The sequence below is a fragment of the Pseudomonas sp. IT-P74 genome (assembly GCF_949768175.1).
Lineage (GTDB): Bacteria > Pseudomonadota > Gammaproteobacteria > Pseudomonadales > Pseudomonadaceae > Aquipseudomonas.
Window position 1 is genome coordinate 213,159 of sequence record NZ_CATKQD010000088.1, and the last position, 14,765, is coordinate 227,923.

A 14,765-nucleotide genomic window follows, 5' to 3' on the forward strand; every position below is an offset into this window, starting at 1 on the left:
GTCTTCGGGAAAAACGATTCAGCACCGAACATACTACGTTCGTCACGTTTTCCATCAGGCGCCTAAAGGGAAACTCTGCGAAATCGCCTATGAACCTGACAGGCGCTTTCGCACAGCAACCCCTCAAAAACCGGAGCAGGCTTTGAGTATATCGGTCGGTAGACTCCGCGACGACCGTCCGGTTCTCATTTTGACTGTCAAAAACGCACCTCTATGTGCTTTTTCGAACAATTTGCTATCGTGCCGGACCTGCCCAAACCTCAGCCAGCGTTGTTGAGGTTGCAGATCCGACTATAAGAGAAGCCCTTGCCATGACCACAGCGCCCTCGAGCATCGCGCAGCCAGACCAACCCGCACGTCCGCTGACCCGCAACGACTACAAGACTCTATCGCTGTCTGCCTTGGGCGGCGCGCTGGAGTTCTACGATTTCATCATCTTCGTGTTCTTCGCCACGGTGGTGGGCAAGCTGTTCTTCCCGGCGGACATGCCTGAGTGGCTACGCCTGATGCAGACCTTCGGTATCTTCGCCGCCGGCTACCTGGCGCGGCCGTTGGGCGGCATCGTGATGGCGCACTTCGGCGACCTGTTGGGTCGCAAGAAAATGTTCACCCTGAGTATTTTCATGATGGCGGTGCCGACCTTGATCATGGGTTTGCTGCCGACTTACGCGCAGATCGGCATGTGGGCGCCGATTCTGCTGTTGCTGATGCGGGTGATCCAGGGCGCGGCCATTGGTGGTGAAGTGCCGGGGGCATGGGTCTTCGTTTCCGAGCACGTTCCGCAGCGGCATGTCGGCTACGCCTGCGGCACCCTGACCAGTGGCCTCACGGCGGGCATCCTGCTCGGCTCGCTGGTTGCCACGGCGATCAACAGCCTCTATACCCCGGTGGAAGTTGCGGATTACGCCTGGCGGATTCCGTTCCTGCTCGGAGGCGTGTTCGGTCTGTTCTCGGTGTACCTGCGTCGCTGGCTGCACGAAACCCCGGTGTTTGCCGAACTGCAACAGCGCAAGGCCCTGGCCGAAGAAGTGCCGTTGCGTGCGGTGCTGCGTGACCATCGTGGCGCGATTGCCATTTCGATGCTGCTGACCTGGTTGCTGTCGGCCGCCATCGTGGTGTTGATCCTGATGACCCCGACGGTGTTGCAGACGGTCTATCACTTCTCGCCAACCACGTCCCTGCAGGCCAACAGCGTGGCGATCGTGTTCCTGAGTTTTGGATGCATCATTGCCGGCGCACTGGCCGACCGCTTCGGTGCGGGACGAGTCTTCGTGATCGGCTGTACCGCGCTGCTTGCCAGCTCCTGGACCTTCTATCACAGCCTGGCCGATCATCCCGACTGGTTGTTCCCGATGTATGCCCTGACCGGTCTGCTGGTCGGCACCATCGGTGCGGTGCCGTATGTGATGGTCAAGGCCTTCCCGCCGGTGGTGCGTTTCAGCGGCCTGTCGTTCTCCTACAACGTCGCCTACGCGATTTTCGGTGGCCTGACGCCGATGATCGTCAGCCTGTTGCTCAAGGAGAGTGCGATGGGGCCTGCTTATTATGTGGCGGTGCTGTGTGGGGTCGGGATTCTGGTGGGGGCATATCTCTGGAAGAAGGGTCGTTAATCTCGACTTTTTACATCGTCTATAAAGGCCACATCGCTAGCAGGCTAGCTCCCACATTGGAATGCGTTTCAACTGTGGGAGCTAGCCTGCTAGCGACTGAGGGCGCCGTGAATCATCCAGTAAAAACCCGAATACTGGCCTTTCATCCAATTGTCATATTTCAGCCATAGAGTGTTCACACGGCCTGCTGATACTTGGCCCCGAATAACACACCCTATCTGCTAGGAGTAAGGCATGAAACTGAAGCGTTTGATGGCGGCAATGACTTTTGTCGCTGCTGGCGTTGCGACTGCCAACGCGGTTGCCGCTGTTGACCCTGCTATCCCGAGCTACACCAAGACCACTGGTGTGTCGGGCAACCTGTCCAGCGTCGGCTCCGATACCCTGGCCAACCTCATGACCCTCTGGGCTGAGAACTACAAAAAAGAATACCCGAACGTAAACATCCAGATTCAGGCCGCTGGCTCCGCCACTGCGCCACCTGCGCTGACTGAAGGCACCTCCAACCTGGGCCCGATGAGCCGCAAGATGAAGGACACCGAACTGGCTGCCTTCGAGCAGAAGTACGGCTACAAGCCAACCGCTATCCCGGTTGCAGTGGACGCCCTGGCGGTATTCGTACACAAGGACAACCCGATCCAGCACCTGACCATGGAGCAAGTTGACGCGATCTTCTCGTCCACTCGTCTGTGCGGCGCTAAAACCGAAGTCAAGACCTGGGGTGACCTGGGCGTGACCGGCGACCTGGCCAACAAGCCGGTTCAACTGTTCGGTCGTAACTCGGTATCCGGCACCTACGGCTACTTCAAGGAAGAAGCCCTGTGCAAAGGCGACTACAAGCCTAACGTGAACGAGCAGCCAGGTTCGGCTTCGGTCGTGCAGTCGATCAGCTCCTCGCTGAACGGTATCGGTTACTCGGGCATCGGTTACAAGACCGCTAGCGTGAAAACCGTTGCCCTGGCCAAGAAAGGCAGCCAGGACTTCGTCGAAGACACTGAAGAAAACGCCCTGAACGGCAAGTACCCGCTGTCCCGCTTCCTGTACGTGTACGTCAACAAGGCCCCGAACAAGCCTCTGGCCCCGCTGGAAGCCGAGTTCGTGAAACTGGTTCTGTCGAAACAGGGTCAGGAAGTCGTAGTGAAAGACGGTTACATCCCACTGCCAGCCAAAGTAGCTGCCAAAGCTCTGGCTGACCTGGGTCTGGCGGAAGGCGGCGCTGAAGTCGCAAAAAAGTAACAAATTGAGTCTAGAGTGACCCCTCTGGACTCACATGGGGGCGGCAGGAGCCGCCCCCATACACCTCTAATTCTCTATCCACTGCTGGTTACCGTCAGCGGCGGATTTGTTGCGTCACTGCATTGTCATCTTTCTGTCATACAGGATCGCTAGGGTGTGCGCATGAATGATCTGGCCAATTCCAACATGACTACTAATCCCCCCAAGCGAATTGATTTCAATACGCCTGAGCTACAACGCAAGCGCCGCATTCGCGCGCTCAAAGATCGCCTGACCCGCTGGTACGTCCTCGTTGGCGGCCTCGCTGTTCTGGGCGCGATCACCTTGATCTTCTTCTTCCTTGCCTACGTCGTCGCGCCCCTGTTCCAGGGTGCCAGCCTGACGTCCAGGGACGCCATCACGCCAGCCTGGATGCAGGACGCCGGCAAGCCGCTGATGATCTCCCTGGAAGAGCAGAACCAGGTTGCGATGCGGGTTTCCGACAAGGGCCAGGCATTGTTCTTCGACATCGACAGTGGCGCTGAATTGAAGCGCGTCGATCTGTCGATCCCGGCCGGCACCACCGTGACCTCCATCGGAGAAGACCAGCCAGGTCACCCGCTGGTGGCGGTGGGCCTGTCCAACGGCCAGGCGCTGGTGTTCCGTCACACCTATAAAGTCAGTTACCCGGAGGGCAAGAAAACCATCACCCCAGCCGTCGAGTACCCGTATGGCGAAGCGCCAATCGCCCTGAACGAAGCCGGCGGTGCGCTTGAGCATGTCAGTCTCAACGCCAACGATTCGACCCTGATGCTGGTCGGCTCCACCGGTTCGCAACTCAATGTCCTGTCGCTGACCAGCGAAGAGAACATGATGACCGGCGAAGTCACCAACGAGCAGAAGCGCATCGAACTGCCGCAAATGACCGAGCCGGTGAAGAACATCTTCGTCGACCCGCGTCAGCAGTGGCTTTACGTGGTCAACGGGCGTGCCCAGGCCGACGTATTCAGCCTGCGCGACAAGAGCCTCAACGGTCGCTACAAACTGCTTGAAGACGGTGAAGCGCAAGTCACCGCCAGCACCCAACTTGTGGGCGGTATCTCGCTGATCATCGGTGACTCCAAGGGTGGCCTGGCCCAGTGGTTCATGGCCCGCGATCCGGATGGCGAACAACGCCTGAAGCAGATCCGCACCTTCCAGATGGGCACCACGCCTATCGTTGAAATCACTGCCGAAGAACGCCGCAAGGGCTTCATTGCCCTCGACGCTTCCGGCCAGCTCGGCGTGTTCCACAGCACCGCCCACCGCACCTTGCTGGTGGAGCCGGTCGCTGAAGGCCAGGGCATTTTCGGGCTGTCGCCTCGTGCCAACCGCGTGATCGTGGAGGCCGGCGGCAAGTTGCACCCGTTGCTGCTCGATAACCCGCACCCGGAAGTCTCGTGGAGCGCGCTGTGGAGCAAGGTCTGGTACGAGAACTACGACGAGCCTAAATACGTCTGGCAATCGACCGCCGCCAACACTGACTTCGAACCCAAGCTAAGCCTGTCGCCGCTGACCTTCGGTACCCTGAAAGCCGCGTTCTACGCCATGCTGCTAGCCGCTCCACTGGCCGTCGCCGCTGCGATCTACACCGCGTACTTCATGGCCCCAGGCATGCGCCGCAAGGTCAAGCCGGTGATCGAGTTGATGGAAGCGATGCCGACGGTGATCCTCGGTTTCTTCGCCGGCCTGTTCCTCGCGCCGTATGTGGAAGGGCATTTGCCGGGCATCTTCAGCCTGCTGATGTTGCTGCCGATCGGCATCCTGGTCGCCGGTTTCACTTTCAGCCGCCTGCCTGAGTCGATCCGCCTGAAAGTTCCGGACGGGTGGGAAAGTGCGCTGCTGATCCCGGTGATCCTGTTTGTGGGCTGGCTCTCGCTGTACATGAGCCCGTTCATGGAGAACTGGTTCTTCGGCGGCGACATGCGCATGTGGATCTCCCACGACCTGGGTATCACCTACGACCAGCGCAACGCTCTGGTGGTCGGTCTGGCCATGGGCTTCGCGGTCATCCCGAACATCTACTCCATCGCCGAAGACGCCGTGTTCAGCGTGCCTCGCGGCCTGACCCTGGGCTCCCTGGCTCTCGGTGCCACGCCGTGGCAGACCATGACCCGCGTGGTGATCCTCACCGCGAGCCCAGGCATCTTCTCGGCGCTGATGATCGGCATGGGCCGTGCGGTCGGTGAAACCATGATCGTGTTGATGGCCACCGGTAACACCCCGGTCATGGAAATGAACCTGTTCGAAGGCCTGCGCACCCTGGCAGCCAACGTTGCAGTGGAAATGCCCGAATCGGAAGTCGGCGGCAGCCACTATCGCGTGCTGTTCCTCTCGGCGTTGGTACTGCTGTTGTTCACCTTCGTCATGAACACCCTCGCAGAACTGATTCGTCAGCGTCTGCGCAAGAAATACTCGTCGCTTTAAGCAAAGGTAGAAGTCTGTGAAACAGAACTCCTTGAAAGGATGGTTCAAGAGCGGCGCCCCCGGCGTCTGGATCAGCGGTGGCGCGGTGTCCATCGCGGTCATCATGACCATTGGCCTGCTGGCAGTGATTGCCGTGCGCGGCCTGGGTCACTTCTGGCCGGCGGATCTGGTGCATGCCAGTTACGACGTACCGGGCCAGGCCAATCACCTGGTGATCGGCGAAATCGTACAGAAGGAAGAAGTGCCACGTGCCCGTCTGAAGAGCGCCGGCCTGCCGGTGCCTGACGAAGGCCCGGAGTTCATGACCCGCGAGCTGATCAAGGTCGGCAACCGTGACCTGAACGGCAATGACTTCACCTGGATCGTCGGCGAGTGGCTGACCAAGCAGACGACGCCGCCTGAGCTGATGGCCATCGAGCGCCGTGAGTGGGGCAACTTCTACGGTTACCTGGTCAACGTCAAACAGGATGGCAAGGTTGTCGCTGAAGGCGAAGCCGCATGGCCTGAGTTGCAGGCCCGTGTCGACCGTGTCAACAAGCTGGCTGCACAGCTCAAGAACCTGGAAAAGACCGACATCGGCGCGATCAATGCCGGTCTCGAGCGCATCCGTTTGCACAGTCGCAAACTGGAGCTGGATGGCAAGCTCGACGCCACTGCACAAGCAGACATGGAATCGGAGCGCGCCGAACTCAATGCTCGTTATCAGGAAGTTGAAGCGCGCCTGAGCGATCTTCATGCGCAGTTCAACCGCGACAGCCTGACCGCCCGCGATGCGAACGGTAAGGAAGTCGAGATCGGCATCGGCAAAGTGGTTCACGCCTATCAGCCGAACGCCATGAGCACGACCACCAAGATCGGTTTCTACTTCAGCAAGGTCTGGGAGTTCCTGAGCGACGACCCGCGTGAAGCGAACACCGAAGGCGGGATCTTCCCGGCCATCTTCGGCACCGTGATGATGACCCTGATCATGGCGATGATCGTGACCCCGTTCGGCGTGCTGGCGGCGGTGTACCTGCGTGAATACGCCAAGCAGAACGCGCTGACCCGGGTGATCCGCATCGCGGTGAACAACCTGGCGGGCGTTCCGGCCATTGTTTACGGCGTGTTCGGCCTGGGTTTCTTCGTCTACGTGCTGGGTGGCTCGCTCGACCGTCTGTTCTTCCCGGAAGCACTGCCGGCACCGACCTTCGGTACACCGGGTCTGCTCTGGGCTTCGCTGACCCTGGCGCTGCTGGCGGTGCCGGTGGTGATCGTGGCCACTGAAGAAGGCCTGGCGCGGATTCCTCGCACCGTGCGTGAAGGCTCGTTGGCCCTCGGCGCGACCAAGGCTGAAACCTTGTGGAAGATCGTGCTGCCGATGGCCAGCCCGGCGATGATGACCGGCATGATCCTCGCCGTGGCCCGCGCCGCGGGTGAAGTGGCGCCGCTGATGCTGGTGGGTGTAGTGAAACTGGCGCCGTCGCTGCCGGTGGACGGTAACTACCCGTACCTGCACCTGGACCAGAAGATCATGCACCTGGGCTTCCACATCTATGACGTCGGCTTCCAGAGCCCGAACGTCGAAGCCGCACGACCGCTGGTGTACGCCACGGCGCTGCTGCTGGTGCTGGTGATCGCGACATTGAACCTGTCGGCGGTGTACATCCGTAACCACCTGCGCGAGAAGTACAAGGCGCTGGATAGCTAATTGGTCGGCGCGGACCTTGTGGGAGCGAGCCCGCTCGCGAAGAAGGTACATCCGACACATTTTCTGTGTCTGAACGACCATCGCGAGCAAGCTCGCTCCTACAGTAAGAATTGTGTAACCGCAGGCCAAGGCCAGCGGAAAACGAACCGAATTTGTTAGCACAGGGAGCCTCCCATGCAGCACGAAGCACATACCCACGGCATCAACATGTCGGCCCTGGGTCGCGACAAACAGAGCCTGAATCTCGAACAGGAAACCGTAGCCATCGAAGTGCCGGGCCTGAGCCTGTTCTACGGCGATAAACAAGCGCTGTTCGACGTCAGCATGAACATCCCGAAACAGCGCGTGACCGCCTTCATCGGTCCGTCCGGCTGTGGCAAGTCGACGCTGTTGCGTACCTTCAACCGCATGAACGACCTGGTTGACGGGTGCCGTGTTGAAGGCGAGATCAACCTGTACGGCAACAACATCTACCGCAAGGGCGAAGACGTGGCCGAGCTGCGTCGTCGCGTCGGCATGGTGTTCCAGAAGCCCAACCCGTTCCCGAAAACCATCTACGAAAACGTGGTCTACGGCCTGCGCATCCAGGGCATCAACAAGAAGCGCGTGCTCGACGAAGCCGTTGAGTGGGCGTTGAAAGGCGCGGCGCTGTGGGACGAGGTCAAGGACCGTCTGCACGAGTCGGCACTGGGCCTGTCCGGTGGTCAGCAGCAGCGTCTGGTGATCGCCCGCACCATCGCCGTTGAGCCGGAAGTACTGCTGCTCGACGAACCGTGCTCGGCACTCGACCCGATCTCCACCCTGAAAGTCGAAGAGCTGATCTACGAACTGAAATCCAAGTTCACCATCGTCATCGTGACCCACAACATGCAACAGGCCGCGCGGGTTTCCGACTACACGGCGTTCATGTACATGGGCAAGCTGGTTGAGTTCGGCGACACCGACACCCTGTTCACCAATCCGGCGAAGAAGCAGACCGAAGACTACATCACGGGTCGGTACGGCTAGTTGAGGCCGCCGCGAGCTACAAGCTGCAAGCGGCAAGAAAGAACCGGTGCGATTCCAGGACTTGTACATAACTGCTTGAAGCTTGCAGCTTGAAGCTTGCAACTTTCGCGGAGCGAAAAAGATGATTAGTAAAGAAGGCCTTACCCACCACATTTCCGCGCAATTCAACGCCGAGCTCGAGGAAGTGCGCAGTCACCTCCTGGCCATGGGCGGGCTGGTGGAGAAGCAGGTCAACGACGCGGTGACCGCGCTGATCGAGGCCGACTCCGGCCTGGCCCAGCAGGTGCGCGAGATCGACGACCAGATCAACCAGATGGAACGCAACATTGACGAAGAATGCCTGCGCATTCTGGCCCGTCGTCAACCGGCAGCGTCCGACCTGCGCCTGATCATCAGCATTTCCAAGTCAGTGATCGACCTGGAGCGCATCGGTGACGAAGCGACCAAGATCGCCCGTCGCGCTATCCAGCTGTGCGAAGAAGGCGAAGCGCCGCGCGGTTACGTCGAAGTGCGCCATATCGGTGACCAGGTACGCAACATGGTTCGCGACGCACTGGATGCCTTTGCCCGTTTCGACGCCGAACTGGCCTTGTCGGTGGCGCAGTACGACAAGATCATCGACCGCGAATACAAGACCGCGCTGCGTGAGCTGGCCACTTACATGATGGAAGATCCGCGTTCCATTTCGCGGGTTCTGAGCATTATCTGGGTGCTGCGTTCGCTGGAGCGTATCGGCGACCACGCGCGCAATATCTCGGAGCTGGTGATCTATCTGGTACGCGGCACCGACGTGCGGCACCTGGGTCTTAAGCGCATGAAGGAAGAAGTCGAAGGAACAACCGGCGAAAGCGCTAATGTTCCGGGCAAAACTGACGATAAGTAAGGTTGCCCAAGTAAAGCGCCCGGCCTTTTGGCCGGGCGTTTTTGTTTGCGCTTCACGAATTCGAAAAGCAGCACCCCGCGAACGAAAAGTCCGGCGTGACTGAAAGGTTTTTGGCAATGTGCCATCAGCAAGGCGGTATGCTGGCCGGGATTTTTAAAAGGGGTTTTGGATGAGTAAGGTCAGTGTGTTGGTCGTGGACGACGCGTCGTTCATTCGTGACCTGGTGAAAAAGTGCCTGCGCAATTATTTCCCGGGCATGCGGATCGAAGATGCGATCAACGGCAGAAAGGCTCAGGCCATGCTGGCCAAGGAAGCCTTCGACCTGGTCCTGTGCGACTGGGAAATGCCGGAAATGTCCGGCCTGGAACTGTTGACCTGGTGCCGCGAGCAAGACAGCCTCAAGGCCATGCCTTTCGTGATGGTGACCAGCCGTGGTGACAAGGAGAACGTTGTCCAGGCGATCCAGGCCGGTGTTTCCGGTTACGTCAGCAAGCCGTTCACCAACGAACAGTTGATCACCAAGGTCAAGCAGGCGCTGCACAAGGTCGGCAAACTCGACGCCTTGATCAACGTGGCCGCGACCAAGACCAGCCCTGCATTCGCTAACGACTCCCTCGCCGCCCTGACTGGCGGCAAGGCGCCCGTCGTCACGCCAACGGCCGCACCCGCACCGTCCAAAGGCTTGCTCAGCAGCCCGCCGGTCAAGGCGCCTGCGGCCTCTTCGGCACCCACCAGTGGCCGTGGCCAGGGTCAACTGCGTTTGCCGAACGGTATCGCACAATGCGTGATCAAGGCCTTGAGCCTCAAGGAAGCCCTGTTGGTGATCAAGCGTACCGAGACCCTGCCGCAGATCCTCGACAGCGCCGTGCTGGATCTGGAGCAGGGCGATAACGCCGAGATCGCCCGCCTCAACGGTTACCTGCACGCCGTCGTGGCCCACGAACCGAAGCCCGACAGCGACTGGCTGCAGCTGACCTTCCGCTTTGTCGACCAGGATGCGCAGAAGCTCGATTACATTTCGCGCCTGATTGCGCGGGGTACGGCGCAGAAGCACTTCATTCCTGGCGCTTGAGGCGCGTCGCCTGACAGTCCGCTTTCGCGAGCAGGCTCGCTCCCACATTGGAATGCGTTTCCTTGTGGGAGCGAGCCTGCTCGCGAAGGGGTCATCACTGATACCGCACATCTGCTGAACACCTTTTCTGAAACATCTGCCGACTACCCGGGTCCATTGCAGCTGCTAGGCTCAATCCCAGATCTCACTCGACAGAATCCTTGCTCATGTTCACGCGCCTGATGCTTTTATGTGGCCTGCTCATGGTCGCCACTTCGGCCATGGCCATGACCATCTACAAATCCAAAGATGCCTATGGCGTGGTTTCCTACAGCGACCGCCCCAGCAAAGGCGCCCATGTGTTCGTTTTTCGCGATGGCATGGTCGAGCACCTTGAGCGTCAGGTGCGCCTCGTCATCATGAAGAAGAACGGCGTGCACAGCGTGTACGTACGCAATGACCTGTATGCGCCGGTAGAAGTCGAATTGAGTTTTGCCGGGGTGAAGAACGCCAACGGTGTGCCGGGAGGGACGATTCGGCGCGTGATACCGCTGCGCAGCAGCGTTCGCCTGGCGCAGCTTACGGCGACTAAAGGTGGAAGGCCCCTCGCGTATGTTCCAAAGTTCAAATACTCCCTGGGCGACCCCTCAGGGCCCACGGTGGGCTATCGGTATCCGTTGCCCTGGCGTGGCGGGCCGTTCCGGATCAGTCAGGGCGCCAATGGCCCCTACAGCCACTTCGGGCCCAAGAGCCGTTACGCCATAGACATCGCGATGCCTGAGGGCACACCGATCATTGCCGCGCGAGGCGGGGTGGTGGTGAAAACCGAAAACAGGCAGAGCGGACGCGGCACCGATGCATCCGGTAATTTCGTACGGGTGCTACACGATGACGGGACCATGAGTGTTTACCTGCACCTGAAGAAAGGCTCGGTCTGCGTTCGGGAAGGTCAGCGGGTAACGGTCGGCAGTGCGTTGGCGTTGTCCGGCAACACCGGCAACAGCACCGGGCCGCATTTGCACTTCGTGGTGCAGCGCAATACCGGGCTGGGACTGGTGTCGATTCCATACCAGTTCAACCAGCCGGTCAGCGCGCTGCCCAACTTTGCGTTGGGTAAGCAGTGAGGCGTTGTCTGGTCTGACGCCATCGCGGGCAAGCCCGCTCCCACTGTTGAAATGCATTCCAGTGTGGGAGCGAGCTTGCTCGCGATGGTATCGACTCGAATCCGGATATCTCGATCAGTCCAGCATCAACACCTTGGCCAGGACGATCTTCGGCCCTTTCATCTTCTTGATGATGATCCGCAGGCCTTCGACTTCCAGCACTTCTTCCTCTTCGGGAACGCGCTTGAGGCTCTCGTAGACCAGCCCGGCAAGGGTTTCGGCTTCGACGTGGTCGAGGTCGATGCCCAGCAGTCGTTCAACCTTGAACAGCGGCGTATCGCCCCGCACCAGCAGCTTGCCCGGCTGATACGCGAGGATCCCGCGCTCGGCCTTGCGGTGTTCGTCCTGGATGTCGCCCACCAGCACTTCCAGCACGTCTTCCATGGTCAGGTAGCCGATGATATTGCCATCGGCCTCTTCGACCACGGCGAAGTGCGAGCCGCCCTTGCGGAACTGTTCCAGCAACTGCGACAGCGGCATGTGCCGCGACACGCGCTCCAGCGGGCGAGTCAGTTCGGCCAGGTTGAACGACTCGGGAATGTGGTCCAGCGCCGCCAGTTCCAACAGCAGATCCTTGATGTGCAGCAGGCCGACGAACTCCTGACGTTCGCTGTCGTACACCGGGTAGCGGCTGAACTTGTGGCGACGAAACATTGCCAGGATCTGCTTGAGTGGCGCATTGAACTCCAGTGTCACCAGGTCTTCGCGGGAGTTGGCCCAGTCGACCACTTCCAGTTCACCCATTTCCACCGCCGAGGCCAGCACGCGCATGCCTTGGTCGCTCGGGTCCTGGCCACGGCTGGAGTGCAGGATCAGCTTCAGTTCTTCACGGCTGTAGTGGTGCTCGTGATGCGGGCCGGGCTCACCTTGGCCTGCGATGCGCAGGATCTGGTTGGCGCTGGCGTTGAGCAGGTAGATGGCCGGGTACATGGCCCAGTAGAACAGGTACAGCGGCACGGCGGTCCACAGCGACAGCAACTCGGGTTTGCGGATCGCCCAGGATTTGGGAGCCAGTTCGCCGACCACGATGTGGAGGTAGGAAATGATGAAGAACGCGGTGAAGAATGAAACAGCCTTGACCACTTCAGCGGAATCTACGCCCACGGCACTCAGTACAGGCGCCAGAAGGTGCGCAAACGCAGGTTCACCGACCCAGCCCAGGCCCAGGGAGGCGAGGGTGATACCGAGCTGACAGGCCGAGAGATAGGCATCGAGCTGACTGTGCACGGTACGCAGGATGTGCCCGCGCCAGCCGTTTTTGTCAGCGATGGCCTCGACCCGGGTCGAGCGCAGCTTGACCATGGCAAATTCCGCCGCAACGAAAAATCCGTTGAGCAAAACCAGGATCAGAGCAAAAAGAATCATGCCGAAGTCGGCGAAAATGGTAGCGAGGGTCAAACCAGGGGAAGGGTCCATGATGGAGTTTTGCGGGTTCCGTATATTCGAGAGGGAAGTAAAAAACCGCGCCTGAAAGGCAGGCGCAAGTCAGCCAATGTAGCGGCTGACTGGCCAGTTGCCTAGTGGCGCGTGCTGACCGGTATCAGTCAGCGGTGCTGATAACCCGGGATTTGGTGACCTGGGCCGGGGCAAAGTGGCAGGTGAAGGTGCTGCCGTGGCCCGGTACGCTGCTGATTTCCATCCGTGCCCGATGTCGTAACAGGACGTGTTTGACGATCGCCAGCCCCAAGCCGGTGCCCCCGGTGTTGGAGTTGCGGCTGGAGTCGACGCGATAGAAACGTTCGGTCAGGCGCGGCAGGTGTTTGGCATCGATGCCGATCCCGGAATCCTGCACGCTCAGGTGCGCCCCCTGGTCATCGCTCCACCAGCGAATGCGGATATTGCCTTCGGCCGGGGTGTATTTCACCGCGTTGAACACCAGGTTGGAAAACGCGCTGCGCAACTCCGCTTCGCTGCCCTTGAGCAGAATCGTCGGATCGGCTTCCAGGGTGATTTTCTGGTTTTTCTGACCGGACAACTGCTGCGCGTCGCTCTTGATCGATTGCAGCAAGCCGTCGATCGGCACTGGCTGGTTGTCCGACGGATAATCGGTGGCTTCCAGCTTGGCCAGCAACAACAGATCATTGAGCAGGGTCTGCATGCGTCCGCCTTGTTGCTGCATCTGCTGCAAGGCACGGCCCCAGCGCGGGTTCACTTCGTCGACGTTGTCGAGCAAGGTTTCCAGGTAACCGCAGATCACCGTCAACGGCGTGCGCAGTTCATGGGAAACGTTGGCGATGAAGTCTTTGCGCATTTGCTCAAGCTGATGGATGCGCGTCACATCGCGCACCAGCATCAAGTGTTCGTTGTTGCCATAACGGGTGATGTATAGCTGGATGCGCACGCGGTCGTTGGTCGGCGAAGGAATTTCCAGCGGCTCGGCGTAGCTGTCCTGCTCGAAGTATTCCTTGAAGCGCGGATGGCGCACCAGGTTGGTCACCGGTTGACCGCTGTCCTGCGGGGTCTTGAGGCCCAGCAGGGTTTCGGCGGCGCGGTTCCACCATTCCAGGTTGCCATCGGTGTCGAGCATGATCACTGCGTCTTTCAGCGCCGCGGTGGATTCCTGAACCCGGTCGATCACCGCTTGCAGGCGCCCACGTACTCGTTGGTCACGGCGTTGCAAGTGGTAGATGCTGTCGAACACCTCGCCCCACAGGCCATAGCCGTCGGGTGGTGCTTCATCGGGTTTGTGCAGGCGCAACCACTCGTGCAGACGCAGCAATTGCTTGAGGGTCCAGGCCAGGTAAAGACCCAGGCCCGCGGCGAGGCTCCAGCCGTAATAGCCGGTGATCAGGCCGATCACCAGGCAGGCGGTGACCAGTAGCAGCATGTGGCGAATCAGGGTGCCATGCCAGTTTTGGTTCACTTGACGCGCGTCCTTGTCAGCTTGTCGGGCGGTGAAGGTCCGGGTCAGGCTTTGGTAGAAAAGCGGTAACCGGTGCCGCGCACGGTTTGTACCAGATTTTCGTAAGCATCGCCGAGGGCTTTGCGCAGGCGCCGAATGTGCACGTCAACAGTACGCTCTTCGACGTAGACGTTGCCGCCCCAGACCTGATCCAGCAACTGGCCACGCGTGTAGGCGCGCTCCTGGTGGGTCATGAAGAATTGCAGCAGGCGGTATTCGGTCGGGCCCATCTCGGCGGGACGGCCGTCGATGGTCACGCGGTGGCTGATCGGGTCCAGCAGCAGGCCGCCGACTTCGATTGGCGCTTCGCCATCGCTCGGACCGGCACGGCGCAGAACGGCCTTCAGGCGTGCGACCAGCTCGCGGGGGGAAAACGGCTTGGTGATGTAGTCGTCGGCGCCGACTTCCAGACCCTGGATCTTGTTGTCCTCTTCACCCTTGGCGGTGAGCATGATGATCGGGATGTCCCCGGTCAGTTCATCACGCTTGAGGCGACGGGCCAGCTCGATGCCGGAAGTGCCGGGCAACATCCAGTCGAGCAGGATCAGGTCTGGTTTGCGGTCGACGATAATGGCGTGGGCCTGCTGGGAGTTTTCAGCCTCCAGGCAGTCATAGCCGGCCATTTCCAACGCAACGGCGATCATTTCGCGAATAGGCGCTTCGTCGTCGACGATCAGAATGCTCCTGCCAACCATGCCGTTATTCCTCTTGTCATTTAACTGTCTTGCGCCGCATTAGATAACGGAATTATTGCAGTCGTGTGACAGTATTTTAGTCGAC

At 59.9% G+C, this 14,765-nt stretch carries 11 protein-coding genes; 8 read left to right on the forward strand and 3 right to left on the reverse strand.

Features of this window, described 5'->3' with window-relative positions:
• Positions 1–311: 311 nt before the first annotated feature.
• From ACM6J5_RS26980 to ACM6J5_RS27015, 8 genes are all read left to right on the forward strand, one after another.
• Complete coding sequence (locus tag ACM6J5_RS26980; RefSeq protein WP_056726831.1) at positions 312–1,610, forward strand: MFS transporter; 1,299 nt, start codon at positions 312–314, stop codon at positions 1,608–1,610.
• A 234-nt stretch (positions 1,611–1,844) separates the two neighbouring features.
• Complete coding sequence (locus tag ACM6J5_RS26985; protein WP_095943424.1) at positions 1,845–2,846, forward strand: phosphate ABC transporter substrate-binding protein PstS; 1,002 nt, start codon at positions 1,845–1,847, stop codon at positions 2,844–2,846.
• 411 nt (positions 2,847–3,257) lie between these two features.
• Positions 3,258–5,291: an ABC transporter permease subunit gene (locus ACM6J5_RS26990; protein ID WP_191628367.1), complete on the forward strand. Its 2,034-nt coding sequence runs from the start codon at positions 3,258–3,260 to the stop codon at positions 5,289–5,291.
• Positions 5,292–5,307: 16 nt separating this feature from the next.
• Positions 5,308–6,978 (forward strand): phosphate ABC transporter permease PstA, encoded by a 1,671-nt coding sequence (gene pstA, locus ACM6J5_RS26995; RefSeq protein ID WP_095943422.1) that lies wholly within the window; start codon positions 5,308–5,310, stop codon positions 6,976–6,978.
• Between the two features lie 174 nt (positions 6,979–7,152).
• Positions 7,153–7,986, forward strand: a complete 834-nt coding sequence (gene pstB / locus ACM6J5_RS27000) for a phosphate ABC transporter ATP-binding protein PstB (RefSeq protein WP_095943421.1) — start codon at positions 7,153–7,155, stop codon at positions 7,984–7,986.
• Positions 7,987–8,107: 121 nt separating this feature from the next.
• On the forward strand, positions 8,108–8,869 hold the full coding sequence (gene phoU / locus ACM6J5_RS27005) for a phosphate signaling complex protein PhoU (protein WP_057712724.1): 762 nt from the start codon (positions 8,108–8,110) through the stop codon (positions 8,867–8,869).
• Positions 8,870–9,038: 169 nt separating this feature from the next.
• On the forward strand, positions 9,039–9,941 hold the full coding sequence (locus tag ACM6J5_RS27010; RefSeq protein ID WP_095943420.1) for a response regulator: 903 nt from the start codon (positions 9,039–9,041) through the stop codon (positions 9,939–9,941).
• Positions 9,942–10,147: 206 nt separating this feature from the next.
• Complete coding sequence (locus ACM6J5_RS27015) at positions 10,148–11,044, forward strand: peptidoglycan DD-metalloendopeptidase family protein (protein ID WP_095943419.1); 897 nt, start codon at positions 10,148–10,150, stop codon at positions 11,042–11,044.
• Positions 11,045–11,158: 114 nt separating this feature from the next.
• Here the strand turns inward: ACM6J5_RS27015 and ACM6J5_RS27020 are convergent, their stop codons facing one another.
• The 3 genes from ACM6J5_RS27020 to phoB all read right to left on the reverse strand — a co-directional run bounded on the left by ACM6J5_RS27020 (position 11,159) and on the right by phoB (position 14,680).
• Positions 11,159–12,499, reverse strand: coding sequence for a hemolysin family protein (locus ACM6J5_RS27020; protein ID WP_095943418.1), 1,341 nt, complete (start codon positions 12,497–12,499; stop codon positions 11,159–11,161).
• A 124-nt stretch (positions 12,500–12,623) separates the two neighbouring features.
• Positions 12,624–13,910: a phosphate regulon sensor histidine kinase PhoR gene (gene phoR, locus ACM6J5_RS27025; RefSeq protein ID WP_256589043.1), complete on the reverse strand. Its 1,287-nt coding sequence runs from the start codon at positions 13,908–13,910 to the stop codon at positions 12,624–12,626.
• Positions 13,911–13,990: 80 nt separating this feature from the next.
• A complete protein-coding gene (gene phoB / locus ACM6J5_RS27030; protein ID WP_095943416.1) occupies positions 13,991–14,680 on the reverse strand; it encodes a phosphate regulon transcriptional regulator PhoB in 690 nt (229 codons plus the stop codon).
• Positions 14,681–14,765 lie beyond the last annotated feature (85 nt).